At 63.5% G+C, this 26,845-nt stretch carries 21 protein-coding genes; 9 read left to right on the top strand and 12 right to left on the bottom strand.

Translation table 11 applies throughout. From position 1 onward, the window contains the following. The first annotated feature begins 72 nt into the window (after positions 1–72). The gene (locus tag J2W46_RS15920; protein ID WP_020065761.1) at positions 73–732 is read left to right on the top strand and encodes an amino acid ABC transporter permease; all 660 of its coding nucleotides are present in this window, start codon (positions 73–75) and stop codon (positions 730–732) included. 21 nt (positions 733–753) lie between these two features. On the opposite strand, the gene J2W46_RS15915 is transcribed toward J2W46_RS15920, so the two are convergent. From J2W46_RS15915 to J2W46_RS15890, 6 genes are all read right to left on the bottom strand, one after another. Next, positions 754–1,716: a Gfo/Idh/MocA family protein gene (locus J2W46_RS15915; protein WP_310355235.1), complete on the bottom strand. Its 963-nt coding sequence runs from the start codon at positions 1,714–1,716 to the stop codon at positions 754–756. 288 nt (positions 1,717–2,004) lie between these two features. Continuing rightward, entirely contained in the window at positions 2,005–2,745 is a 741-nt protein-coding gene (locus J2W46_RS15910) for a FadR/GntR family transcriptional regulator (protein WP_020065759.1), read from the bottom strand. A gap of 296 nt (positions 2,746–3,041) precedes the next feature. Then, positions 3,042–3,659 (bottom strand): flavin reductase family protein, encoded by a 618-nt coding sequence (locus J2W46_RS15905; RefSeq protein ID WP_310354948.1) that lies wholly within the window; start codon positions 3,657–3,659, stop codon positions 3,042–3,044. Next, positions 3,634–4,503, bottom strand: a complete 870-nt coding sequence (locus tag J2W46_RS15900) for a class I SAM-dependent methyltransferase (RefSeq protein ID WP_310354945.1) — start codon at positions 4,501–4,503, stop codon at positions 3,634–3,636. Before J2W46_RS15900 ends, J2W46_RS15905 begins: the two co-directional genes overlap by 26 nt. A 133-nt stretch (positions 4,504–4,636) precedes the next feature. After that, positions 4,637–6,529, bottom strand: coding sequence for a serine aminopeptidase domain-containing protein (locus J2W46_RS15895; RefSeq protein ID WP_310354943.1), 1,893 nt, complete (start codon positions 6,527–6,529; stop codon positions 4,637–4,639). Positions 6,530–6,683: 154 nt separating this feature from the next. Then, positions 6,684–7,649, bottom strand: a complete 966-nt coding sequence (locus J2W46_RS15890) for a glycosyltransferase family 2 protein (RefSeq protein ID WP_227471221.1) — start codon at positions 7,647–7,649, stop codon at positions 6,684–6,686. A gap of 232 nt (positions 7,650–7,881) precedes the next feature. On the opposite strand from J2W46_RS15890, the gene J2W46_RS15885 reads away from it, so the two are divergent. Then, positions 7,882–9,339, top strand: coding sequence for an oligosaccharide flippase family protein (locus tag J2W46_RS15885; RefSeq protein WP_020065754.1), 1,458 nt, complete (start codon positions 7,882–7,884; stop codon positions 9,337–9,339). A gap of 118 nt (positions 9,340–9,457) precedes the next feature. Here J2W46_RS15885 and J2W46_RS15880 read toward each other — a convergent pair whose 3' ends face one another. The 6 genes from J2W46_RS15880 to J2W46_RS15855 are packed head-to-tail and all read right to left on the bottom strand — an operon-like array spanning position 9,458 to position 17,492. Beyond that, positions 9,458–10,612 carry a glycosyltransferase family 4 protein gene (locus tag J2W46_RS15880; protein WP_310354941.1) on the bottom strand — a complete coding sequence of 385 codons (1,155 nt, stop codon included), beginning with the start codon at positions 10,610–10,612 and terminating at the stop codon, positions 9,458–9,460. Next, positions 10,609–13,053: an NHL repeat-containing protein gene (locus tag J2W46_RS15875; protein WP_310354940.1), complete on the bottom strand. Its 2,445-nt coding sequence runs from the start codon at positions 13,051–13,053 to the stop codon at positions 10,609–10,611. The genes J2W46_RS15880 and J2W46_RS15875 overlap by 4 nt, the downstream gene beginning before the upstream one ends. An 11-nt stretch (positions 13,054–13,064) precedes the next feature. After that, on the bottom strand, positions 13,065–14,222 hold the full coding sequence (locus tag J2W46_RS15870; RefSeq protein ID WP_310354938.1) for a glycosyltransferase family 4 protein: 1,158 nt from the start codon (positions 14,220–14,222) through the stop codon (positions 13,065–13,067). Next, positions 14,219–15,397 carry a glycosyltransferase family 4 protein gene (locus tag J2W46_RS15865; RefSeq protein ID WP_088174913.1) on the bottom strand — a complete coding sequence of 393 codons (1,179 nt, stop codon included), beginning with the start codon at positions 15,395–15,397 and terminating at the stop codon, positions 14,219–14,221. Before J2W46_RS15865 ends, J2W46_RS15870 begins: the two co-directional genes overlap by 4 nt. A gap of 23 nt (positions 15,398–15,420) precedes the next feature. Further along, entirely contained in the window at positions 15,421–16,959 is a 1,539-nt protein-coding gene (locus tag J2W46_RS15860; RefSeq protein ID WP_310354936.1) for an O-antigen ligase family protein, read from the bottom strand. Next, positions 16,959–17,492: a GNAT family N-acetyltransferase gene (locus tag J2W46_RS15855; RefSeq protein ID WP_020065748.1), complete on the bottom strand. Its 534-nt coding sequence runs from the start codon at positions 17,490–17,492 to the stop codon at positions 16,959–16,961. The genes J2W46_RS15860 and J2W46_RS15855 overlap by 1 nt, the downstream gene beginning before the upstream one ends. 274 nt (positions 17,493–17,766) lie before the next feature. Here J2W46_RS15855 and J2W46_RS15850 point away from each other — a divergent pair, with 274 nt between their 5' ends. From J2W46_RS15850 to J2W46_RS15820, 7 genes are all read left to right on the top strand, one after another. After that, entirely contained in the window at positions 17,767–18,015 is a 249-nt protein-coding gene (locus J2W46_RS15850; RefSeq protein ID WP_020065747.1) for an acyl carrier protein, read from the top strand. Next, positions 18,012–19,268 carry an acyl-CoA dehydrogenase family protein gene (locus J2W46_RS15845; protein WP_310354931.1) on the top strand — a complete coding sequence of 419 codons (1,257 nt, stop codon included), beginning with the start codon at positions 18,012–18,014 and terminating at the stop codon, positions 19,266–19,268. The genes J2W46_RS15850 and J2W46_RS15845 overlap by 4 nt, the downstream gene beginning before the upstream one ends. Next, entirely contained in the window at positions 19,268–20,332 is a 1,065-nt protein-coding gene (locus tag J2W46_RS15840) for an amino acid--[acyl-carrier-protein] ligase (protein WP_310354928.1), read from the top strand. Before J2W46_RS15845 ends, J2W46_RS15840 begins: the two co-directional genes overlap by 1 nt. Beyond that, a complete protein-coding gene (locus J2W46_RS15835) occupies positions 20,329–21,414 on the top strand; it encodes a DUF1839 family protein (protein WP_131318156.1) in 1,086 nt (361 codons plus the stop codon). The genes J2W46_RS15840 and J2W46_RS15835 overlap by 4 nt, the downstream gene beginning before the upstream one ends. Positions 21,415–21,479: 65 nt before the next feature. Continuing rightward, positions 21,480–24,041 carry a glycosyl hydrolase 2 galactose-binding domain-containing protein gene (locus J2W46_RS15830; RefSeq protein ID WP_374726839.1) on the top strand — a complete coding sequence of 854 codons (2,562 nt, stop codon included), beginning with the start codon at positions 21,480–21,482 and terminating at the stop codon, positions 24,039–24,041. A gap of 623 nt (positions 24,042–24,664) precedes the next feature. Next, on the top strand, positions 24,665–25,399 hold the full coding sequence (locus J2W46_RS15825) for a Crp/Fnr family transcriptional regulator (protein WP_006048767.1): 735 nt from the start codon (positions 24,665–24,667) through the stop codon (positions 25,397–25,399). A gap of 36 nt (positions 25,400–25,435) precedes the next feature. Beyond that, a complete protein-coding gene (locus J2W46_RS15820; protein WP_310354923.1) occupies positions 25,436–26,845 on the top strand; it encodes an undecaprenyl-phosphate glucose phosphotransferase in 1,410 nt (469 codons plus the stop codon).

The following is a 26,845-nucleotide window of genomic DNA, read 5'->3' as shown; positions in this document are numbered from 1 at the left end:
GCCCTTCGCACTGTTGCAGCACGCGCCCAGCCTGGGCGATGTGCGTCTCGCGCGCCAAACCGAGCACCGCTCATGTCCACCACTTCCCTGCTCGTTCAATCGCTTCCTGTGCTCGCGCAGGGCGCTGTCCTCACGGTCAAGTTCGCAGTTCTGTCGATGTTCTTCGGCCTGATCGCCGGCGCCATGCTTGCGCTGATGGGCGTGAGCCACAGCCGCACATTGAACTGGATTGCACGCATTTACGTGAGCGTGATGCGCGGCACGCCGCTGCTCGTGCAGATCTTCGTGATCTATTATGGCTTGCCGAGCTTCGGCATTTCGCTCGACCCGACGCCGGCCGGCGTGATCGCGCTGTCGGCAAACGTGGCCGCGTATCTGTCGGAAAGCATGCGCGGCGCAATCCTCGGCATTCACCAGGGGCAATGGCTCGCCGCCTACAGTCTCGGACTTTCGCGGCGCCAGACGCTGCGCTATGTGATCGCGCCGCAAGCCCTGCGCATTGCGGTACCGAGCCTGTCGAACAGTTTGATCAGCCTCATCAAGGACACTTCTTTGGTCTCCGTGATTACGGTGACCGAACTGCTGCGTAGCGCGCAGGAAATCATCGCATCGACGTATCAGCCATTGCCGCTGTATCTCGCGGCGGCGGCAGTCTACTGGGTGCTATGCCAGATACTCGAACTGCTGCAACGCTGGTATGAACGGCGGCTCGCGTTGCCCTCCAGGCACTGAGCACTGCGCGCGCAGCCGGCGTCATTCGCCCGCAAATCTGAGCCCTAAGGCTGCACGCGCCGCATCGGCCATTGCGATCATCTGCAACGACTTGCTGTGCGGCATTACCGGACTCTCGATCTGTCCCGCCCGGATCAGCTCGCAGAAATGCGCGGTCTCGTAGTTCAGGCCGCCGCCTTCGAACGGCTCGTCGAGCTCGATCACACGACCGTCGGCGTAGCGGATAGTCGCGCGCGACGGGTTCCACCACGGTTCGTGAATCGTCACGTGCCCGCTCTTCGCCATCAGCAACGCGTCGCCCTTGCCGTGCAGATCGAGGCCGCAAAAGAGTTGCGCGATGCCGCGCTCATGCTGGCTGTTCAGGCTCGCGAACGTATCGACGCCGGTCGAACCGAGGCGCCCGAGCGTTTGCACGTCGAGCGGCGCGCCCAGCCAGTCGACGGCGAGAAACATCTCGTAGATGCCGATATCGAGCAGCGCGCCGCCCGCATGCTCGAACGACAGCGACGGATGATCGTCGGGCACGCCGGGCACTGAACAGCCGGCCCGCACGAGCCCGACTTCGCCAATCGGATCGTCTTTTAGATGCGCCTGCAACTTTCTGTACAACGGATAGAACGGCGGCTTCATCGCTTCCATGAAGAGGCGTTTCTCGCGACGCGCGGCGTCCTGAATGCGCTCGAGTTGCGGCCTGTTGATCGCGGCGGGCTTTTCGCACAGCACGTGCAAGCCGGCTTGCAGTGCCGCGATGGCGTAATCAGCGTGACTATCCTGAACCGTGGCGATATAGAGCGCGTCGATTCCGCTGGCGAGCAGCGCATCGAAGCTCGCGCAGAGCCGGCCGCCGAATTGGTCGGCGAAAGCCTGCGCCGGCCCGGCACGGCGCGACCACAACGCTGTGAGACGCGCGTTGTGCACATAGGCGAGCCCTTGAGCGAACCGACGGGCAATGCGGCCCGTACCGACGATGCCCCAACGGATCATGCCGTCCGATGGAATGGCTTGGGTTGCGTCGGTGGTGGCTTGCGTGGTGGCGTCAGTGGCGGCGTTTGCCGGGGCATGTGTGCCCGCGTTGATCACAGCGTTTGTCACGATCACCTGGCGTCCCTGCGGTTAAGAGCAAGTCGCTATTGTCGCGCATGCCGCCCGCAAGTGAGTCGACCTAAGGGAAACGCAACGCGCCGGTGACGCTGCACGCCTGACCGTCAGCAAATCGGCGCGCCGCTGCGGCAACGCGCGCAGCAGCGCCAGAAGCCACACGTCGGCTCGGCGTTATCCCGCGTTTCCGCCATGCGCAGGCGGTACCGGCGGCGCTGCGGCGAAGGTGCCCGCGATCTCTTCGGTCGTGAAGTCGATCATCGCCATCGACGCAAGCTCGGCTTCTTTCGGATCACGCCGTTCTATCGCTTCGACCACGCGCCGGTGCGAATTCACTGCGCCTTCCCACATCCCTTCTCTCTCATTCACGATCGGGTTGCCCGTCGCCAGTGCGCCGCGAATGATCGCCGCCATCTGCTTGAAGAACTGATTCCCGCTCGCGACGACGATGCGCGTATGAAAGAGTTCGTCGGCTTCCTGATACCCCGGTTCGGCCGGACGGATTACGCGAAACGCCTCGAACGCGTCGCGCACCGCAGCGATGTCGGCCGCGCTGCCGCGCGCCGCGGCCTGCGCCGACGCCCGCGGCTCGATCAGAATGCGAAACTCGATCACGTCGCGCAGAAACAGCGGATCGGGCTTCGCGCGAAAGCGCCAGTTCACGACGTCTTCGTCGATCATGCGCCAGTCGCTCATCGGCCGGATGCGCGTGCCGATCTTCGGCCGCACATCGAGCATGTCGCGCGCGAGCAGCATCGACAGCGCCTCACGCATGACCGTGCGGCTCACGTCGAACTCCTTCGACAGCACGTCTTGCGGCGGCAGTATCGCGCCGTACTTCTCCTCGACGATGCCCGTAACGAGCCCGTCCATCACCTTGCTGACCAGTGATCGATCTTTGTTTCCCTGTTCCATGACCCTCTCCCCGAAGCGGTGTTCGCCCCCGCGTAGCCTGTTGATAAACCGACGTTCTTTGTGTGTTTTATCGTCACGTGGTGTTCATCCACGATACGTTGCTAGCTTCACAACGGTTACGCCAGTTGGGACACTTCCTGACAGGGTTATCCCTCTGAAGAATTGTTTCTTCTATGTAACGCGCTACGTGCCAAAGGGCCACAAGCTTGCGTTTCAAGCATGCCTGCGGCCTCGACTTTGCATCGTGCGACGACGCACGTTGAACGATAAATTGTCTGAACCTAAATGGTCTCGAATCAGTCATGGCTTTTTGCATACGGTGGACCCGGTTCAACGTGTTCGCAGTGCGCGGATGCGGGCAATGCATGCGTCGGTGCCGGTGTCGCAAGGCGCGAACCGGCAACCGATCCATAGCGACCGCCGAAGAAAACGAGCGGAGCGTTTTCGCCAAGCGAAAACATCAACACCTCGCCGACGAACAACGTGTGGTCGCCGCACGGATGCCGGTCCACCACGCGCGCTGCGAAGCGGGCTGCGGCATGTTCGAGAAGCACCACGTCCGCAAGTCCGTCGACGCCGGTAAAGCACGGCGCAAGCCGGCTCTGCGGCTCGCCCGCGAAGTGCCGGCTGTGCGCCTCCTGGGCGTCCGACAACACGCTCACACCGAACACCGCGCAGCCCATCAGGCGCTCGTGCATACGCGCGCTCTGCCCGACCGACACCACGATCAGCGGCGGCCTCAGCGAACCCGACATGAAGGCGTTCGCAGTCATCGCGTGCAGACGTTCGCCACTGCCGGTCGAGATCACGACGACGCCGGTCGCGAAGCGCCCGAGCGCATGCCGGAAGCCGCGCTCGTCGAAGTCCGCGTCTGCCGCGCGCGGCTCGTCAAGCCGAAGTGCGTCGGCGTGCATGGCCGCTCTCCTGATCGGAGCGATATGCGCCAGGCGGCTTGTGCGCGATGAAGTGAAACCACCAGGCGTCGCTGTCCTCTACGTCGTCCGGAATGCGCCTGCCGTCGCAACTCGCGAACACCGCATCGCATTGCAAGCCCACCTGCGCGAGTTGCCGGCGCTGTTCGCGAAGCGTCGTGTAGACGATCACAATGCCGAAGTTGTGAGCCGCCGCTGTCTTGACCGAGTAACCGCCGTAGTCGTGGTTCAGCTTGACGTTACGCACGTAGTTCAACGTGCCGAGCTGGAAGCGGCGAAGAGAACGCAGCGTGCGCCAGCCGAGCTTGAGCGGGTTGGAGGTGAACTGCGGCAACAGCTGCCAGATGTTCTCGCGATAACCGGGGCCGCCGCGATTGTGCGACGAGAACAGCACATAACCGCCCGGCCGCACCACGCGATTCATTTCTTCGAGGATCTTCACGCGACCGTCGTAGTCCACGCAGTCGATACCGTTCCAGCTAAACGCAGCCAGCCCGTAATGATTCGACGGCAGCTCCGACATGTCGCGCGCATCCATATGGCGCAAGTCGCGGCCGGGATAACGCGACCTCGAAATGTCCAGCAGCTTTGGCGTGTAGTCGATGCCGGTGTAGTCGTTCGAGACTGCCAGCATCAACGCAATGGTGCGCCCGGTGCCAATGCCGATGTCGAGCAACGGCGTTGCCGCGCAGCGCGGCGCAAGCCACTGGAACGCGGCCTCCTCGCCGGCGTCGGAGAAGGTCTTGCCAGCGCCGAAAACGCGCGCCGCGTCGCGCGAATTCCACGCCACGCGATTGATGCGGTCGAGGTCGGATTGTGTATTCACGGCACTCCTCCAGCGTATCGGAGTGCGCCGCACAAGTGATGAAGGTCGGCTTGCCAGACGGCGCACTGGCGAGCAGATCGGGACAGCGCGCCGTCAACGCCGAGGCGCGTGGCACGCTGTCCCACGGGTTTCATCACGCTTCTCCGGTTAGGCGAAATGCACGCGCATGCTTGACGAGCCATTGCGCCGCGCGCGTACGGGGTCCGCTGCAATGCTTCGCGACAGTTTCGCCGGCTTCGAGCCTGGCGGCAGCAGACTGCTCACCGAACTGGCTGCGATAGAAGTCTTCGAAATGCGACATCACGTTTTCCTGCGCGCTCGCGGACAGAATTGCGTGGTCGGTGCGCTCGCAAAAAACCACGCGAACGCGGTTCAATCGCTGCAACCTGATGCCACGCACTCCGAAGTATTTCTCGAGTTCTTCAACGCCTTCGTCCAGCACGCCATAAAGAAGGCGCGTCTCGACGCCGCGCGCGTCGAGCGCCGCAAACGGACGACGCTCCTCGTTCGCGCCAAGCTGCAGTCCGGTAATTCGCTCGATTCGATCGGCCAGCGTCGCGCGCAAAAGCGCCGCAACACGGGTCGCCAGTTCGCGCGCAACGGGCCAGCCGCCCGTCTGCCCTTTAACCACGCGTAGCCATTTGCGCGGCTCGCACATCGAGCGAAAATAGCTGCGCGTCGAACCGATCGCCGCGACTCGCACGGTCGGCTTGCCGTTTTCATCGCAGATGTTGCGCCACGTGAATTTCTGCAGATTGACGAGCATCGCGCCCGTCACCGCGGGCTCGCGCGATGCGGCATGGAGACCGACGTAGGCACCCGCGCAGATACCAAGCAGCACGGCACCGCGGTGGCCACGCGCCGTGAGCCAGCGCGCGGCGCAGGCGGCATCGTCAGCGCCGTCCTGCGCGTAGAGCGCGTCGAGCGTGACCGCATCGAGCGAAGGCTGACTGTCGCCGAGTCCGCCGAGATCGACGCGAAGCGAGGCAATACCTTGCCGTGCGAGACGCCGCGCAAAACGCACGCCGAGCCGCGCGTTGCCGATTCTGGACACTGCGCCCGTGTTGACGATCAGCACCGCGGGGGCACCTGTGCTGCCACCGCTCGTCGCTGAATGAGAATGAGGCACGCAGTAGATGCCGAACAGTCTGCCGTTGTCGATCGACACCGGCGATTCGGTCACGCCCGCTTCGACAATGTGGCCTTCCGCATCGCCTGCATATGCACTCCCGGCCGACACCGCTGCAGGGCTGCCTGTCGAGTCTCGCGCCAGCCAGTTCTCAATCGACTCGAACGCCGCGTGCGGTATCTCGCTGTCGAGCGCCTCCATCATGAACTTGCTGTATTCGTCGAAGCTCTGGCGCTCGACCTCGACACCCTGCTCCCGATAATGCGTGACCAGCGCATCGACGCGTGTCGCGTCCAGCGAATCGAGCACCAGCACGCGCCTCGCGGGTGACGGCGCATCGCGCCGCAGATCGACCGCACGCAAGCTTTCGATGGTTTCGCGATAGAGGCGAAAGCCGTACGCCTCGACGAACTCGTCGGTGTCCGGCTCGGGCGTGCAATCCATTGCCGCGGGCATCGACAGCCATTGACGATATCCGGCACGCAACTCACGCTGATAATTTTTGCCGGACAGTACGGGCGAGAGGAGCACGAGACCGTCGACGTCGCCCAGTTCCTGAGCGGCAAGCGCGGCGAGTGTGCCGCCCAGCCGCAAGCCGCACAAACTCACGTGCTCGATGCCCGTCGATTGCCGCAGCAACGCCACGGCCTTCCTGATGCTGTCGATCCACGCGCGCCAGAGGCCCGGCTCGCTTGCATCGCCCGCGGAGTCGCCCGTGCCCGGATAGTCGAAGCGCAGTACCGGGACGCCGCGCATCGCGAGGCGCTCGGCGAGCCGGCGCATGCCGCGGTAGGTGCAAAGCGCGTCGTAGCCGAACGGGTAGCAAAGCACCACGCCATGCGGCCCGGCTGCGGGATGCAACCAGCCGAACTGGCCATCGAAGACTACTGGCCTCACGCTACGCTCCTCACAAGTCTTCTTTTGGGCATTACAGCAAAGCCCGCCCCTCGCCTCTGTACGCCCTGCCACATTGCCTCGGGCTGCATTGCTTCTGCCACACTAACCCCGCCAATTCGCATCCCCACACGCGCCGTGTTGCCAGCCTGCCGACTCAACCGCCAGGCGGCATGCGTGCGCCGAGCGTCGAGCGTGTGGCAAGCAGCAGGTGGTACAAAAAGCGCGCGCGCAGCCGGTCGCGCAACGCGTAATGCTTCGACAGCAGCACGCGCCACGCGGCGCGCGCGTCACCGGCGCGCGCATACGCGGAAGCGGCGCGCGGTGCGACGCGCCGCAGCGCATCGTCGCGCGCGGCATGTGCGGCGGCGGGCACATCGCTCGCGCACAACTGCGCGAACGCGTGCATCGCGGGCAACGCATGCGTCGAGATCGACAAGGCCGTCTCGCGCGAAATGGAAACGAACTCGTCGACGAAGCAAACGGCTGCCGCCTCCACGCACAGGCGCAAACCGAAATCGAAATCGCACGCTTCGCCCACTTGCGCCGCGAGCCGATAACCGACACGTCGAGCGGCCAGCGTATCCACCAGATAGCCGTTGTTCGGGAACATCTGGTCGATGCCGGCAAGCGCGGGCACGGCGAGCCGCCCCGCACGCTCAGGAACGCGGCGGTAGTCGCGATTGAGCCGCGCGGTGGCTTCGGGCCGTGGCGTGCCGTCGTCGGCGATTACGCGCTGTTTGCCGAATGCGGCGGTCAATTGCGGATCGGTGCGCCAGCACGCATCGAGCGTACTCAGCGCATGCGGTTCAAGCAGATCGTCGTCGTGCAGCAACACGAGCCGCGCGCCGCGCGCGCGAGCGAAGAGCCGGTTCACATTGGATGCCTGCCCAAGCCTCGGGCGGTTGCGTTCGTAGCGGATCGGATGCCTCGCGCGCGCCCGGCAACGCTTGACCATCTGCGCCGTGCGCTCGTCACTCGAATCGTCGCCGATCACGATTTCGAACTCGCCGTATGTCTGCGCTTCACAACTTTCAATGGCTTCTTCGAGCAGACCCGGTCGATTGCAGGTCGGTATGCAGATCGAGATGAGCCGCGGGTTCAATTCTTTCGGTTCCTTCACGCTGTCCTCGCGATGCCCGTTCACCGGCCGTATGCGGTCGAAGCTGATTTAACCGCGACGCAGAGCGCCCATCTGTACGCCCAGCCACACACGCGAGCGGCACACAAGCGCAGTATCTAACCCAGCGACAAGCCGACGCCCTCGTGCGGGACGCGCTCGTGGGTGCGGCTGCGCACCGACAACGCCCCGTACTAACCGCACCATTGCACGACATTCCCGCGGACAGCGCACCATGGAAAGAAGTATCGTCAGGAACATCGTCATCAACTTTGCAGGAGCGATCGCTCCGACGTTCATTTCCCTCGTCACGGTGCCCGCCTATATTCATCTGATGGGCGTGGAACGCTATGGCGTCATCAACCTGGTGTGGACGCTGATCGGCTACTTCAGCGTACTGGATCTCGGCACGAGTCTCGCCACCGAAAATCAGATCTCCAAAGCGCGCGCCGCTAACGACGACTCCCTCGAACGCATTTTTTGGAGCGCGTGGTTCATGAACCTCGGCACCGGCATCGTGGGCGGGCTCATCATTTACGCGGGCACGGTCGTCTATATCACGCATGGTGTGAAGATCGAGCCGACGTTCCAGCGCGAGGTGATGGCGAGCTTGCCGTGGATTGCGGTGGCCGTCCCCATTGCCAATGTGTCATGGGTGTTCGCGGGCGCGATCAACGGAGTCGAGCGCTTCGCGAGCTTCAACGTTAATCAGACGCTAGGCACCGCGCTCTTCCAGTTGTTGCCGCTCGCGGCGATCTTCTGCTTCTCGCCCTCGCTTGCCGTGGTCATTCCGGCCGCGGTTCTCGCACGGCTCTTCGCCGGTTTGATGCTGGGTGCCGCGGCGTTTCGTGCGATCGGCATTCGACGCGTGCGCATGCCGCAATGGCGCGTGATGGCCGAACTGTTCCGTTATGGCCGTTGGATGCTGCTCTTTTCCGGCGCCGGCATGATCGCGTCGACACTCGACCGCGTGCTGGTCGGCGCGCTGCTCGGCGCGAGCTTCGTGACTTACTATGCGACGCCGCAGAACCTGATCACGCGTCTGAACCTGCTGCCCGTCGCGATGGTGCGCACGCTGTTCCCGCGCTTATCCGCCGTGTCGCGCGCCGACGCGGACGCGATCGCGCATAGCGCGCTCGCGTTGCTGAACGGCGCATTCACGCCTTGCCTGATCGTCGCAATGTTTGCGCTCAAGCCCTTCCTTGTGGTGTGGCTCGGGCCGACGGTGGCCGCTGCGGCGCCCGTCGCGTGCGTGCTGATACTCGCCGTATGGCTCGGCGGGCAGGCTGGCATTCTCGGCATACTCATCCAGGCGCAGACCAGTCCCGCCGCTATCGCGGGCGTGAGCTGGGCGCAACTGCCCGTGTTCGCCGGCGCGTTGTGGTGTGGCATCCACTGGTTCGGCATCATGGGCGCCGCGGTCGTGGTGGTGTCGAAGGCGCTGTTCGACTACGGCGTGCTTCTCCACTTCGCCCGGCTGCACGTGGGCTCCATCGTGCGCAATATGGTGGTGCATCTCGCGTTTCTGCTGGTAGCACTCGCGCTCGCCGAGTCGATCAGCGCGCCGTCCTCACTGATTGCCGCCGCGCTCGTGCTGGTGTGCGCAAATCTGGCTTTGTCGCTGCATGGCTCCAGCGAATTGCGCGGCCTCGTGTACAAGCTCTGGACCAGGCTGACCTTATCGGCAAGCTGAAGTCGGATCACATCTTCACGACATATTGCGCAGGTCCACGGATCATTCGTGGACGTTGCGCCTACGAAGTCACGCGGACCCGTTGAAAAATACGCCCGCTGTTTGCGCAACGCCGCGCTTACAGCGGCGCCGAATGGCTCACACTTTCCGCCATGCCGACGCGAGCTGCGTCGATATCGCGCGTGGCAATGGTGGCGAAGCGGCGCGGCTGGCAACTCGCAAGCGTGCGTTCGTAGATCGCCAGATAGCCGTCGCTCACGCGCTGCACGCTGAACTTCTCGAGATCCTGCACCGCGCGTGCGGCCAGTTCGGCGCGCCTCGCCGGATCGGTGAGAAGCCGCTCAAGCGCGTTTGCCAGCGTAGCGGGATCATGCGGCGGCACGAGCACACCCGCCTCGCCGCCGTCGAGCATCTCCGGAATGCCGCCCACGCGCGTCGCGACGATTGCGCATCCCTGCTCGCGCGCCTCGCATAGCACGAGGCCCGCCGGTTCGTTGTGCGAGGCCAGCACGAACACATCGGCCTGCGCGAGATAAGCCCGCGGATCGGCAATGAAACCTTCGAAACGCGCATGCCGCGCGACGCCGAGTTGCGAGGCCAGTTGCTCCATCGCGGCGCGGTCGGGGCCTTCGCCCACGAGATACAGCATCGCGCCGGGCACGCGCTCACGCACCGCCGCAAACGCGTGCAACAGGTCGCGAATACCCTTGCGTTCATACATGCCGGCGAGCGTCACGATGCACGGATGAGTCAGTAAGGGTAAGCGCGGCGCGATCGCGTCGGCGAGCCGTGGCGTGCCGAGCGCGCCATTACGCACGACGCTCAGGCGCGACTTCGGAATACCGCGCCGTTCCATCGCGACGGACACCGCTTCGCTGACAGCGACAACGCGGTCGCCGACACGCATCATGGTCGCGCTCTTCTGGAATTCGTTGTGCACTGTTGTTACCAGCACGAAGCGTCGCCGAGGCACGCCGAAGCGCGCGATCAGCGCGCCCGTCATCATGTGTGCATGCACGACGTCAGGGTCGATCTGCGATACCAGCCTGTTGAAGCGCGCCACCATCGCCGGCACACGCAAAGGTCGCGGCGATTGCGGCAACAGCACATGACGCACACCGTGCCGCGCGAGCAGTTCCTCGAATCCGCCGCCTCCCGAGGCCACCGTCACGTCGTGTCCGGCGTGCGCCTGCATGCACGCGAGATCGACCATCACATTGACGATGCCGTTGCCCACATTCAGCGCGTGATTGGCGAGATGGATGATTTTCATGATTTTCCTGCAACGTCGATGGAGTTGCGATGAGCAGCCGCGAGCGCGGCCGTTGACGGCGTGAACCGGTACATCAATGCCTTGCCGTGTGCGTCTTCTTCGACGAATACGACGTATTCGCCCGACGCGAGACGATGCGCGGTGACAGGCATCGGCACGTCGGCCCAGCCGCTCGCCGTGCCGACTTCCTTGCCCGGCGTCAGACGGCCCGCTTCGCGCCCGCTCGCGCGGTCATAAATCCGCACGGTCGCGCTGCGCGTTTCGACGGCGAAGATGTAGTCGCCCGCCACCGCAAAGCCGTTGATCGAGAGCCATTCGGGCGGACCGCGGTCCGGCAGGTCTATCAGATAGCGCAGTACCGGCTTGCCGCTTTTCCAGTGGTCGTAGCGGGCAAGCTGTGAACCGGCACTATTCCAGTTGTCCTGAACAAACGGCCGCGCGTGCGTCGAGCCGGAGACAAACAGTGTGTCTTCCTCGGGAAAGTAGTTAAGCCGAGCGACACGGTAAAACGGCGCGGGCACTGCGTATTGCCGCATCGCCGCGTAACGGTAAATTGGATTGCCGACGCGGTCGAATCCTTGCAGCGGGAAGCAGCGAATGCCGGCCGCCTCGGTGCCCTGCCAGACGTCGCCACGACTATCCACCCACCAGCCTCGCATCGCGGGCGCATCGGCGCCGTTGCTGTTCTGATCGAATGCGGCATGGGAGAAGTCACCCGCGCCTGTCATGTCGCGCCAGATCCACTCGCCGCGCGCCGGCTGATTACGCGGCCACGGACCGTCTATGTGCGATTGCGCGAACAGCCCTGACGGAATCGCCGTCTCGCGATCTTCGGCGAAACGATAGATGCGCAGATACGACGAATACATGTCGGTGGTGTACAGCAGCCGGTGCCCGTCGATGTCGCGCACCATCGGCATACCCCGCTGGCCGCCGAGGTACAGATGAAAGTACGGATCGTATGGGTAGCGGAAACGGTCGGCGGTATAACCCGCATACGACCACTCGTTGCCAGGCGCGCGCGTGAGGTCCAGCGTGAAGCGCTTGCTGCCGCTGTACACGGACGGCGGATTGCCGTCGACGAACTGCGCGCCGTCGACGAACAGCAGCCCTTGCAAGCTGAAGCGCTGCCGTCCATCGGGCGTATAGCTTTCGAGCAGCGCGCCGTCGTAGGTGCTCGGCCCGGTGCCATAGGAGCGCGGACCGGCACCGTTCATCGACACATAAATGTTGCCCGCGCGATCCACGCCAACGCCAGTCAGACCGTTGAAGCGCCGGGGCCCGGGCGCGCCCGCGCGCCCCGCGTAGATACCGCCTTTTTCGCCGAAGCTGGCCGTCAATTTCATGGCCGTTCCTTGCTGCATGTTGCCCGTCGACGTACTGGTCCATGCGCTCGCGTCGCCGGTATAGATCAGGATCTGCTGGCGCACGCCGTTGTCCGCGATCAACAGGCGTCCGCGTGCGTCGACGGTCAGATCCGCCGGCACGACGCCTTCAGGCAACGGCAATTCGCCGATGACTGCCCCATTGCGCGCATGGTGCACGACGCGTTGCGCGCCGTCTGTGCGGCTGTTCTCCAAGACCCATAACGAACCGTCGGGCGCGAGCGCGAGGCGGCCCGGCTCACGCACCGGGAATGCGCCGATTGCCTGCATGGTCTGCGCGTCGAACACCTGCACCCGATTCTCGAGCGCGTTCGAGACAAAGAGCCGCGTGTCGTCCGCGGCCAGACCACGAATCGCGTAGTCGGCCTTTGCGGAATAAGTGGCGATCAGCAGGAACGCGAGGCGGCTGCCGGCGGGGAACTTCACCTGCCCGGCGAACGGCACGCCGTCGCGAATGTCCGCGCGGCTGCGGCGCGAGATACCGGTCCACACTTCCCCCTCGCGTGGCGACGGTCTGTGCTTCGCGGTTTCGTTGCCGAGGCTGACCATGGTTTGTGCGACGTACACATACTCGTCGTTCGCGGCAATCGCGTCGCCACCCATCATTCCCCAGCCATGCGTCTCGCCACCATGGCGGAGCAGCTCGCCATTGCGATACTGACCGAGTTCGCCACCGGCCTCGTCCCATGGTGCATTAGTAAAGACGTCGCCTTGCGGCGTGACGGCGATCGCCTGGATGTCGATCTGCATCCAGCGCTGGTCTCCGTAACCCCATGTATTGCCGATCCATGACGTTACATAGGATGGCGAATTATTAGCACCGGTCGCTTGTGCGTTGGCTGGGGGGATGCTGGCCGCAGCTTCGGTGGCTTCGGTCAACATCTTTGCAGCCGCGCGCGGAGCTTCCAGCTGGCTCGCAGAGACTGCGCCGCCCGTCAATCGAGCACCGCCCGCGCCGTGCTCCGATTCGCCCGCCGCAAGCAGCACGACCAGCGGGAGCGCGAGAGCGCCCGCGCACACTAGCCGCTCGAATGTTTTGCGTGTGAGGCGTCGCATGGTTACCGGCGTTAGAACACGTCAATCGCTTCGCGATAGATTTGCGCGACCTGCGCGGCCACCACCGGCCTGTCGAAGTTCTCGCGCGCATACCTGCGGCATGCCTCTTCGTCGGGCAACTTGAGCCGGCCGAGCAATGCATCGGCCATGCCTTCTCCGATCGCCTTAAAACCGCCGGACGGCAGCACCAGATCGCGCGACAACGGCGCCACGGCTTCAGGCAGGCCGCCTACCGGCGTCACCAGAACCGGCGTGCCGGCGGCAAGCGATTCGATCGTCGTCAGGCCGAAGCCTTCCAGCGATACGGTCGGCACCACCGAGAGGTCTGCCGCGCGATACCACAGCGGCACGGTCTCATCCGGCACGAAGCCGGCAAGCGTCACGTTGCCCTCGAGGCCGCGCGCGACGATGCGAGCCTGCAACTGCGACGCAAGCGGACCCTTGCCCGCAATCGTCAGCAATACGTCTGGTAGCAGCGGCTTCACAATCGCCATTGCGTCGATCAGATCCTCTAGCCCCATGCGCGACACCAGACGACGCATGCAGAAAATAAGAGGCCGGTCCGTTGCGAGGCCGAGCTGCCGACGCGCTTCGAGCTTTGTCATGCCAGTGTCGAAATGCGCGACGTCGACGCAGCCCGGCACGATGCGGATGCTGTCCTCATTCACGCCATAAGTTTCGTGAAGCAGACGGCCGAATGCCCGCGACAGCACGATATGACGTGTCGCGTCGCGATAAACGAAGCGTTCAAGCGCGACACGCAACGCGCGCGATAGCCCGCCCCCGCCCCCCGGATATGACTCCGCCGCCCACGGTCCATGAAAGTGAACGACCTTGGGCACGTTGCGAAACACGCCCGCTGTCGGCGCTGCATAAAGAGCGAAATGCGTCGCGACGATGTCAGGCATACGCGCGGCCCGCAACACACGCGAATATTTGCGGGAGCCCAGCAACCGCGCGCCGAGTTGCGCCTGCGCGCCCGCGAACGATTGAACGCGGCCACCGGAGGCCTCGATCACGTCAGCGCTGCCCGCCACCATGCCGCGCACGTTCACCCCTTGAGCGGGAAGCGTATCCACCAGCGCCTGAAACATACGATCAAGACCGCCTGGCCGTTCGTCGAACCAGTGCATGCCGATTTGCAGCGAATCGATCGGAACCGCGCTCATAGTTTCACCGGCTCAGTCGCGCATGCGGGCGGCAACGGTTGTGCCGCGCGGCGTGCATGCACCTGCTCGTAGACTGTCAGATAGCGCTCGGCCATGGCCTGCCAGCTCAGGCTCTTCGCCACCTCTCTCGCACGCGTGCCGAGGCTTCGCGCGTAGTCCGTATCGCTCGCCACACGCATAATGGCCGCGCCGAGCGCCGCCGCGTCGTCGGGATCGTCGAGCACGACGCCGCTGCCCGGCTCGATCACTTCGGCGCCTCCGGCAGTGCGCACCGTGATGACCGGCAATCCCGCGGACAGCGCCTCCAGCAATACCAGTCCCATTGGTTCGTAGCGCGAAGGAAACACGAACGCATCGACCGAGCGCATGAGCGCGGGCATGTCCATCACCATGTCGGTGAAGTGCACGCGTGCGCTCAGTCCGAGCGATTCGACCAGCGCCGGATACGGGCTGTTGTGCAGGATGCCCGCGACCGCGAGATGCACGTCGGCGGACGTATGGATCAGTGCATGCAGCACGGTGTCGAGGTTCTTGCGCGACATGCGCAGATCGCCCGCGAACAACAGCATGAACGGTGCTTGCGGCAAGCCGAAACGCGCGCGTTCGCATGCGCCGGGCCGGAACTCGTCGACATCCACGCCGTTATGAATCACCTGCATGCGCGCCGCGCCGACACCCAACGCCCGCACCTCGCCCGCCACCTTCTGCGAGACCGGCACGATGACCTCGGTATGTCGAAACGCCCATTTCTCGCATGCGATGTTGAGCCTGGTGTAGATAACCTGATACGCGTGATAGAAACTGTGCAGCAGACGAAACGGGTAGAAGCCGCATCGATACCAGCCGTCGTGCACGAAGTGCGCCGCGTTGACGTCGGAGCGGGCCCATGCAATGAAGCCGTTGACATGAACCACGTCGAACTCATTGCGGTGAGCGCGAATCCACGCACCGCAGCGCAAAGCGAACATCTGATACTGAACCAGCCGGGTCGGCAGGCGGCTCTTCGCAACGCGCACAAAACGCACGCGCGGATGCGCGACCAGTTCCGCAGCCGCTTCCGCGGCAAGCAGCGTCACGGAATGCCCAGCGGCCAGCGCCGCCTGCACGATTTCGTAGTTCACGCGCCCTTGCCCATCGTTCTTGCGCACGACATGGGTAACGATGAGAATTCGCATCCCGTTGTCCTTCATTTGAATTATCAGGTCCGCGAAACCGTCGCGCTATTTGTGACGTGCCGCTCTCGCGCATAGCGCAACGAAATCACCGGCAAGGTCACGCCGAGAAAGAAAAACATCCCGGATACGGAGGTAAGCGTGTTGATGAAAATCATCATCGAGAAAATGGCGACCGCCACACCTACGCCGGAGATAGCGAGAAGATCTGTTGGATGCGATCGGCTCGCGCGATACGCGCGCCACAGCAACATGACCACGCCTGTCGCGTACAGCAGCGTACCCGGCCAACCCATCACGAAGGGCACTTCCATCAGGCCGCTGTCGAAGTCGGCTATCGCGGAGGCCGACTTGTCATCGGACAGTTTGGTGCCCTGACCCGTCGCGCCGAGGCCTTGGCCTGCGATATCGGTGAGCGCCGACGAAAGAAACGTCTTGTAGAACTCTGCGCGCGCCTGGTAGCTGTTGTCCTCGCCGATGTCCTGGATGGTGCTGAAGCGCCGCATCACGGGCTCGGCCACCTGATCGACCATCATTAGCGGCGCGGCCATCACGGCAAGGCCGAATACACCGGCGAGCAAGCGCATCCGGCTCTTGCCGTCGAGCATGGCAAATGAATAGACGAGCGCGATTGCAAAGCCGCCCCATGTACTGCGCGCGCTGGTGAGCAGCAGCGCGGGAATGCCGACACAGCCGAGCACAATGCGCGCTTTTCCGCGCGCTGCCAGCGACATCAGCAGGATAGTCATGAGCGTGACCGCGAATGGACCGCAAGAATTCATCGTGCTGCTGATGCGCATGCCGAACGGCACCGGCTGTCCCTCGGATTCCATCTTCGAGGCGATCAGCCAGAAGGCATCCCACGGCATCGGCGAAATGAATTCAAGCAACCCGTAGAGACTCATCAGGAGTCCGCCGAAAACGAACGTTTTCAGCAGGACCCGGTGGTAGTGCGGATACTGGCGCCACGTCACGGTCATATAAAACGCGACCATCACTGGATAGAGCCAGTTGATCAGCGTAAAGGTTGCTGCGGCAGGACCTGCTTGCACAAAACCCACCACGTATGCGTACAGAAGCGCGATCACGATCAACAGAAGCGGTGCGGCCCGGCGCTGCCCGAACGCAGAGACGTGCTTGATGAGCGTGAATCCCATGAGCGCCACCGCCAGCAACGGTGCGACCATGATCGGGCTTTGCTGATTGAACGCTCCACTCACGAAGTCCGCGAGACGCCTCACTTCCGGCGTGAGAAAGAAAAGCCAGCAGACGAAGCCCAGGTAGTGAGCCGGCGAGCGCCGGTACAGCAACAGCGCAACGCCAAAGGCACCGGCTGGAAAGAACAGCTCGACCACTTTGCCCTGATGCAGCAGGATGAGTCCCAGCGTCGCGCCGAACAGCAGCAACGGCCAACGCAGCGGGTGACGCAATGTCCGCGACGCACGGCGAGTGCGAGCGGTTCTGGCCGCTCCTCGTTCGCTCCTCGTCGTTGCGCCTTGCCTGTCGTCAGCCGGCGTGCGCAGCGCGAGCCGCGCGCTCGACGGCGTGATCAGCAACCGCTCCATTACAGCATCTCGAACGTGTTGACGAGCGCAGCACGATCGCGCTCGCGCCGCCGCAACACAGCGAGCGGCTGCGACGCGCGCATGTGCCGCGTGAGGCCGATAAATGGCACGCCATGTTCGAGGTATGGACCTTCCGTCTTGCGAAAGCCGAATTGCTCGTAGAACTCGCGCAAGCCGAGCGGCGCGCTCACACGCGCGGCGTGTCCCGGCCAACGCTCGGCAATGGCTTGCAATACGCGCTCCACCAGCATTTCGGCGGTACCGTCGCCGCGCCGCAGCGGGCTCGTCAATACCTTGTCGATCGTGATCTCGGGGTCTTCAGCGTCGCCGGGCCGCACGCGAGCGTAGGCGAGAATCGGCATGGGGCGACCCATGTCCTCCACGGCGAACACATGCAGCGATTCCTCGTCGCGGCCATCGGCATCGAGGTAGACATGCGATTGTTCGACGACGAACACCGCGCTGCGCGCCCGCAGAATCAGGTACAGCTCGCGTGCCGAAAGCTGCTCGAATTCCAGCGTTTTCCAGTTCATCACGTTCCCCAGCGGATTCTTTTATGTTTAACGGACCGGCGCCGCACGCCGCCCGCCTGGGCCACGTTCGACACGCCAGCCCGTCTGATGGCTACACGTTAAGGCCGCGATACATGCGTTTCCGTGCGGCATCGCACTGACGCTGCGGGTTGGCGATTCTTAAATACGAGGCACCGGATCGCGCCTCACGTCGCGAATAAAAAAATCGGCCGCATGCATTCGTCTACGTCGGCGAACGCGAAGAGACCGCTGCACAACTGAGGGGTACACCACCATGAAAACCGCATTGCGACGCATCCTTTCCGAATCCGCTCGCCTCGACGTCTCGCCGGAGAGCCTCGCGGACGATGCCGATCTCTATGCCGCAGGCCTCTCCTCCCTCGCAACCGTGCACCTGATGCTCGCAATCGAGGATGAATTCGACGTCGAGATTCCAGACCGCATGCTCACGCGCCGGCTGTTCTCGAGCATCGATTCGATGGCCGCCGCCGTTACCGAACTGCAACAGGCGAAAGCAGCATGAACACCCCACTGCTGGATCCGGCTGCTTCGGCGGCCGCGACCACGCCCGCGGCTCTGACGGCGATCGAGCCCGAACCCGCCTGGCGCGCTGCGGCGCAACGCTGTGCGGCAGTCGCCGCGCAGTTCGCCGACGCCGTCGACAGCGAGGCCCGGTTTCCCACCGAAGCGTTCGCGGCACTCAGGCGCGAGCGCCTGCTTTCGGCGATGGTGCCGGCGGCATACGGCGGCGCCGGCCTCTCGCTTGCGGACGTCGGCGCAATCTGCGAAACGCTTGCCCAGGGCTGCGCGTCCACCGCGATGATCTATGCGATGCACCAGATCCAGGTCGCCTGTATCGACGAGCACGGCAGCGAGTCGCCATGGCACCGGCAGTTGCTCGCGCAACTTTGCGATCAACAATGGCTTTTCGCATCGGCCACGTCTGAGGAAACGATCGGCGGCAATATGCGCACGAGCGCCTGTTCGGTCGAGGCCGACAGCGAGCGCTTTTCGATAGAAAAACTCGCCCCGACGATTTCATATGGCGCGCATGCCGACGCCGTTCTGGTCACCGCGCGCCGCACGGCTGAGTCGGCCGCCTCGGACCAGGTGCTGATCGTCGCGTTACGCGAACAAACGCTGCTCGAAAAACGCGGCGCCTGGGATTCGATGGGGATGCGCGGCACCTGCAGCGAAGGCTTCAGACTGGTCGCCACCGGTCTTGCCGCGCAGATCCTGCCGACGCCCTTCGCCGAGATCGCCGATCAGACCATGCTGCCGGTGTCGCACACGCTGTGGGCATCGGTATGGACAGGTGTGGCCGCCGACGCAGTGAATCGCGCGAAGGCCTTCTACAGGGCACAGGCTCGTTCGAAGCCCGGCGCGAATTCGCCGGCCGGCGTGCGCCTCGCGCATGCTGTCGGGTTGTTGCAGATGATGCAGGCGCGTCTTTCCGTAGCACTCGACGCGGCGCGTGCTGCGCACGCCACTCGCCTTCATGAATCGCAAGCCGATGCGCCGCTCGCGGCAATGCTTGGCTTTGCGTCGGACATGAACACGCTGAAGACCAGCATTTCGACGATTGCACTGGACGTCGTGCACGAAGTGATGATGATCTGCGGCATGGCCGGATACAAGAACGGCACGCCGTACAGCGTGGGACGCCATTTGCGCGATCTCTACTCCGCACCGCTCATGATCAATAACGACCGCATCGCGCAGAACACCGCGAGCCTGCTGCTCGCGCAGCGCCCTGCCGCGCCGGGGAGAGCCTGATGAATACGATGACCGATACCGCTGCTCTCGCTACCGCCACGAATGGCGACCAACACATTGCGCCCACCTTTCGCGACGAGTTGCTGGCCGCGGGCTTGTTGATCGACACCGGCGAAAATGGACTGTATGGCCGCAGCCAGACTTTCGAGGATGTCGTCGATCGGCTGAATGTGGCTATCACGCACCTTGGCGCCGATCAGGATGCCGAAGTATTGCGCTTTCCACCCGCCATGCGCCGCACAGACTTCGAGGACAGCGAGTATCTGAAGAATTTCCCCGACCTCGCCGGCACGATCCACTCGTTTTGCGGCAACGACATGGGACACCGGCGCCTGTTGCAAGCGCTCGATCATGCGATGAGCGAGAGTGACGACGTTCGCAGCGACGAATGGATGGCGCAGCAAAAGCCCACGCGCGTGGTGCTCACGCCGGCCGCCTGTTATCCGATCTATCCGGTACTGGCGCGGCGCGGCCCACTGCCTGCGGGCGGACGAACCGTCGACGTGCTCTCGTATTGCTTCCGTCACGAGCCTTCTCTCGATCCCGGCCGCATGCAGATGTTCCGTCAGCGCGAATATGTGCGGCTCGGCAACGCGCATGAGGTAATGGCATTCCGCCAGATGTGGATTGAACGCGGCTCGCTGCTCGTCTCCCTGTTGCAATTGCCCGTCGAAGTGGATCTCGCCAACGACCCGTTTTTCGGGCGCGGCGGGAAGATCGTCGCCGATAGTCAGCGTGCCCAGGCGCTCAAGTTCGAACTGCTGATTCCTGTAGCGAACCCGGACAGCAAAACCGCGTGTCTGTCGTTCAACTATCACATGGACCACTTCGGCAAGATCTGGAAGATAGCCTGCGAAGACGGCACGCTCGCGCATACCGGCTGCGTCGGCTTCGGCATGGAGCGCATCACGCTCGCGCTGTTCCGTCATCACGGGCTGGACGTGAAAGCATGGCCCGACGACGTGCGCGCTTTGCTATGGGGCGACACTGCAACACGCGTCGCGCACGGCATGGCACACATGCAGGCGTTGGCTGCGGCACCGGCCACCGGAGACGGCGCATGAGTCCATCGCAGAGGCGCTTGCCGGGAAACGCATTCTCTACATCGCAGTTGCCTCGGCAACGCGCATCGACTGCTGACGCTGCGCATGCTTCATCGCAAGCAGCCGCACTCCACGCGCAAGCGGCGCGTGCGCGCCAGCACGAGCCGCATGCATGGCATCAGGGCGAGCGCGTCTGGCAGGAAACCAACTGCTATGTGGATTTGTGGATCGAATTGCTGCACGGCTTCGGTCTCGATCCGCGCGCGGCATTTGGCTTCACCGTCACGCAGGACTTCGAAGGCGATCAGTTCACGTTCTTCAAATTCCCTCTCGAAGATCTGGAGCGGCTCTACGGCACCCAGGTCCAGGAGCTCGCGATCTACGACTCGCTCGAAGCACGCGTGCTCGCGCAGACTCAGCGCGGCCACACCGTGCTTGTCGAAGTAGACGGCTTTTATCTGCCGAACACGCGCGCCACGTCGTATCGTCGTGAGCATCCGAAGACCACGGTAGGCATCGACTTCATCGACCCGGACGCACGCCGTCTGGGCTATTTCCACAACACCGGCTATCACATGCTGGATGGCGAGGACTACGACGGCGTATTCCGCAAGCTGCCGCAATTCGCACAGCAGCCCGACCTGCTGTTTCCCTACGTCGAATTCGCGAAGCAGGCGCGGCCCGCGCTGGAGGGCACGGCGCTCGCGGAAGCGTCGGCGGAACTGTTGTGCGCGCATCTAAGCCGGCGGCCTTTGACGAATCCGATCTCCGAATGGCGTGCCGCGTTCCCGGGCCACCTCGATACGCTCATGGCGCGCGGCGAGGCGTTCTTTCACCCGTACTCGTTCAATCTGATGCGGCAGCTCGGTGCGAACTTCGAGTTTCTCTCGAAGTACCTGCTGTGGCTCTCGGAGCAAGGCTTCGAGATTCCCGCGACGATTCCCGCCGCCGCGCAACGTATCGCGTCGGAGTCGATGGTCATGCAGTTCCGGCTCGTGCGAGCGATCGCGCGCGGACGCCGCGACGCGTGCGACGACTGCTTCGACGTCCTCGAAAGCGCCTACGAACAGACACTGCCGCCGCTCGCCGCTCTCGTGTCGTGACGCATGTGCCCCGAGCCCCGGGGACTCATCAGGAACCCGCCGTGGATGCACTGACGACCGACCCGGTGCCCGAATCCGATCACACAGGCGGCTTAACCGCCGTCGCGCCCGACGACATCTGGCCTCAGCGACTGGACACCTGCTGGCAATGTATCAGTACACCGGCGGGCGCATGCGAGTCACCGGGGGATCTGCCAGACCACGGCTGGCTGGCGGCGCAAGTTCCCGGCACGGTGGCAAGCGCGCGCCGTGCCGCGGGTCTCTTCAACGTGGCGCATCCCGAACCCCTCGCCTTCGACGATCACTGGTATCGCGTGACGCTGAACGGCACGGGCAAACGGCGTCTGCGTCTGCATGGACTCGCAACCATCGCGGAAGTCTGGCTCGACGGCATCAGACGCCTCGACTCCGATTCGATGTTCGTCGCACATGAGCTCGACGTCCAACTGAACGGCAGCGCGACGCTCGACATATGCTTTCGCTCTTTAGCGCCAGCGTTGGCGGCAAAACGCTCGCGCGCAAGATGGCGGCCGCGGCTCGTCTCGCCGCCCACGTTGCGCAACGTCCGCACGACGCTGCTTGGCCACATGCCGGGCTGGTGCCCTTCTGTACACGCGGTTGGACCGTGGCGGCCGGTCGAGATGCTGAGCGATGCACGGAACGGGATCGACCGCTTCGAAGTCGCGAGCCGGATTGACGGCGACGACGGTATTGTTTCGCTAACGCTACGTTTCGTTCATCCGCACGATCGCGCGGCGTGCCGCGCTTCGCTCGGCTGCGGCGGCCACGTTTCGTCGCTGCAATGGCGCGACGCCTTCACACTGACCGGCAGCGTGCGGGTGCCGTGCGTCGAACGCTGGTGGCCTCACACGCACGGGGCGCCCACTTTATATCCACTTCTATTGCACCTCGATGACAGCGGGGTCATTGCGCTGCCGCTCGGCTCCATCGGCTTTCGCGAGATCGCCGTGGAACGCGGCGCTGACGGTACGGGCTTCGCGCTGCATATCAACGGCGTGCCGGTGTTTTGCCGTGGCGCGTGCTGGACGAGCGCCGATCTCGTGACGCTAACCGGCAGCGAAGCGCAACTCCGGCACGCGTTCGAACTAGCCCGCGACGCAGGCATGAATATGCTGCGCGTAGGCGGCACGATGGTCTACGAGTCCGACCTCTTCTATACCCTTGCCGACGAATATGGCGTGCTCGTCTGGCAAGACTTCGCACTGGCGAATTTTGACTACCCGAACGACGCGGCTTTCCGTGCGTCGATCGAATGCGAGGCCTCGCAGTTTCTCGCCCGCACGCGCCGCTTTGCGTCGCTCGCGGTGTTGTGCGGCGGCAGCGAGGCCGATCAGCAGGCCGCGATGTTCGGGCTGCCGCCTTCGATGCGCGTGCAACCAGTGTTCGACGAGCTATTGCCCGCTATCGCCGCTCGCGAGCGGCCGGACGTGCCTTACGTGAGCAACTCGCCGTCAACAGGCGTGTGGCCGTTTTGTACTAATGAGGGCATCACTCACTACTATGGCGTGGGCGCGTACCAGCGGCCGCTCGACGATGCGCGCCGCTCACACGTGCGGTTCGCTGCCGAATGTCTGGCTTTTGCCAACGTGCCGGGCGACGCCACCTTGAATGAAGCGCTCGGTACGATCCATCCGCACGATCCGCGCTGGAAAGCCGCAGTGCCGCGCGATCCCGGCGCAGGATGGGATTTCGACGACGTCCGCGACCACTATCTTCAGACGCTTTATGGCGTCGAGCCGGCGCGTTTGAGATACGAAGACCCGCAGCGCTATCTGGACGCGTCGCGGGCAGTGGTGGCCGACTTGATGTCCGAGGTGTTCACCGAATGGCGCAGGAACGGATCGGACTGCGGCGGCGGACTCGTCTGGCAGCTTCAGGATTTGCGGCCGGGCGCGGGCTGGGGCTTGATCGACGCCACGGGACGGCCTAAAAGCGCTTTACACGGCCTCGCTCACACGCTCCAACCCATACAGGTGCTGCTCACCGACGAGGGCCTCAACGGCCTCGATATCCACCTGATCAATGAGCGCGCGCAAACGTTGTCAGCGCAACTCGAACTCGTCTGTCTGCGCGACGGCCGCGTGAAAGTTGCACAGGCGAGCCGCGCGGTGCAACTCGCGCCGCGTTCCACCGCCCGCATCTCCGCCGCCGCGTGTCTCGATCAGTTCTTTGATCTGACGCATGCCTACCGCTTCGGCCCGCGCGCACACGACGTAACGATCGCGACGTTGCGTGATGCGGCGAGCGGGAAGATTTTGTCCGAAGCGTTTCATTTACCCGAGCGGCGCATTGGCGATCGTCACGAACTCGGCTTGACCGTCGAAGTCGAGCGCGCAGGCGACGGCTGGCAGCTGGTGATAGAAGCACAGCGTTTCGCGCGCTTCGTTCATATCAATGACGCGAAATACCGCGCCGCGCACGACTGGTTTCACCTTGCACCGAACCGTCCTCGCATCGTGCCGCTCATTCCGCTCGCGCCGAACGCATCGCAAAGCGCAGTGGTTGCGTGCGCATCGAACGTCGCCTTTAAAGCGGATGCAACAAATGCGGCACCCGCCGGTGAAGTGCTCGCACTGAACGCGGCGAGCCCCACCTTCTACGGGTAAACGTATCTTCTACCGCTCATCCCTTCGCAAGCCGCGTAAAACCTCGCGCTGCGCGAATGCATTTGTCTGCTGCGGCCCATCACTGTCGTTTTTTTTGCGACTCCCTAAACCACAAATGACGAACCGTACGCCAGCGAACGCAAAGCGTTGAACACATCTGAATCAATTCCGGCACATCGCGGACATCGCGTGAAGCGGTGCCTGGAAAGGCCCGGTTCACCCCGGCGATTGCTGCTCGACACCCCTGCCAGTGGGTGCGAATCCAATAGGATCAAGCACTTGGCTCATATTAAAACAGCGCTCACGACGCCGGCTTCCAGGATGACCGATGTACAGAATTGAAACAAAAAGCCGCATCTGGGTGGGCCAACCCACACTGACGTCCTCGCTGCGTCGCACCAGTCAGGCTTTTCCCTATGGCTGGCACAGTCCTCGCTAATAGGAGAACGCGACACCGCGACGCCGCAGGGGAGCAACGAAAACGGCGTCGCGCATCAGGCAAATACGGGGCCGGTTCCATTCATCCTCCGCTGCGCGCAATGCAGCGGACTTATAAAAGGATGCGGGAATCGGATCAAAAACAGGAAGACGCGAACACGCGCGCCTTCACGCGAGGACCGATCATGTTGACACTTCAATCAGATCTGCATGGAAACCATTTGCTCGGCGCATTGCCGTCACACGAATGGCAAGCACTTGCTCCGCACCTCGAACTGGTTCATCTACGCACTGAGCAACTGCTCTGCGATTCGGGCCAACGTATTCACCATGTGTACTTCCCCACTACCGCAATCATCTCAATGCTGTCGACGATGGAAGACGGCAGCTCGGTGGAAATCGCCGCGGTCGGCCGCGAAGGCATGACGGGTGTGCCGGTGCTCACGGGCGGCGAGACCATGCCGAATCGCGTGCAGGTTCAATGCGCGGGCTTCGCGTACCGGATGAGCGCTCAAGCTCTGAAGCAGCAATTCGCACGCTCCGATTTCCTGCGCCGGCTGATGTTGCTCTACATGCACGCTCTTCTCACGCAAGTCGCGCAAACGGCAGCCTGCAACCGTCATCACGCATTGAACAAGCAACTGTGCAGGTGGCTCCTCATCGAAGTAGACCGTGTCGCGTCGAACGATCTGACGGTCACGCAGCAGTTGATCGCCGACATGCTCGGCGTGCGCCGCGAGGGCATCACCGAAGCGGCCGGCAAGCTGCATGACGAAGGCCTGATCCATCATAGCCGCGGGCATATCAAGGTGCTCGACCGCAAGGGGCTCGAAGCGCGTGCGTGCGAATGCTACGGACTCGTCAAGCGCGAGTTCGACCGCCTTCTGCCGCGCCTGCGCCAGGCTGAGACTGTCGAATAAAACACCGCACCGTTCGACTACCTCGCAGAGTCAATAATGTTCAGGAATACTGCGCGATGCCTCGACGCAATCTTCGTGATCGCGGGAGGCCTGCTCGCCCATTGGATGCGGTTTTCGACGCTCGCCGCATTGCCGGACACGGAACGCCTGCTGATCGCGTTCAACTGCGTGCTGGTGCTGCTGATGTTTCCCGGCTTCGGCGTGTACGAAACATGGCGCGGCAAGCCTTTGATGTCGATGCTCGCAAGAGTCGCGGCTGCATGGCTCGCCGTCGTCGCCGGTGCGTTGCTGCTCGCGTTCACGCTGCATCGCATGGATGAAGTGTCGCGTTTGTGGCTCGCCTATTCAACGCTGATTTCGGGCGTGCTGATCATCGCGACCAAATGCGGGGTGCACGTGGCGTTGCGCAGTGTACGGCGCCGCGGCATGAATTTCCGCACGGTTGCAATCGTCGGCGCCCCCGGGTTTGCGCGCACGTTGCTTGCCCATCTGGAACACGCGCCGCAAGCGGGCTTCAAGCCGGTCTGTGTATTCGATAGCAGCATTCACACCAGCATGCATGCGGGCATCGAAGCGTCCGGCGCTTACGGCGCGCGTCTGAACCGTCTGCCGGTACTGACCGACCTGAACGCATTTGCCGCGAAAGTGCGGGACGAAAACGTGAACGAAGTGTGGCTCGCATTACCCTTATCAGAAGAACGCATGATCTATCGTTTCCAGCGCATGTTCAGGAACGACTTCGTGAATCTGCGCTTTATTCCCGATGTACGCAGCCTCTCGCTTTTCAACCACTCGCTCGTCGACGTAGTGGGTTTGCCCACGCTGAACCTCGGGGCGCCGCCGTTCTCGCCGCCGCAGATGTGGCCGAAGCTGATCTTCGACCGCCTCTTCGCGGCGGCCGCGCTGATCGCGCTCGCGCCGGTTTTCCTGGTGCTTGCCGTCGGCATCAAGCTCACTTCGCGAGGACCGGTGTTCTTCCGCCAGACCCGAAAGGGCGCCGACGGTCAGACGTTCTCGATCTACAAGTTCCGTTCGATGACCGTGCATCAGGAGGCGCATGGCGAGCTCACCCAGGCCTCTCGCAACGACGCGCGCGTGACGAAGCTCGGCGGCTTCATGCGCCGCACGAGCCTCGACGAGCTGCCGCAGTTTCTGAACGTGCTGCTCGGCCAGATGTCGGTGGTCGGCCCGCGTCCGCACGCAATCGAGCACGACGATCTCTACAAGGACCAGGTGTACGGCTACATGTACCGCTACCGTATCAAGCCCGGCATCACGGGTTGGGCGCAGGTGAACGGCTATCGCGGCGCAACACGTAAAGTGGAAAAGATGGAAGCGCGCGTGAAGTTCGACCTCTTCTATATCCACAACTGGTCGTTCTGGTTCGACATGAAGATCGTCTTCATCACGATCTTCAAGGGCTTTGTCGGCCGCAATGCATTCTGA

It is taken from the genome of Paraburkholderia strydomiana, assembly GCF_031456815.1.
Lineage (GTDB): Bacteria > Pseudomonadota > Gammaproteobacteria > Burkholderiales > Burkholderiaceae > Paraburkholderia > Paraburkholderia caledonica.
The sequence above is the reverse complement of the archived record's forward strand: the minus strand, read 5'-3'. Positions and strand labels throughout refer to the sequence as shown.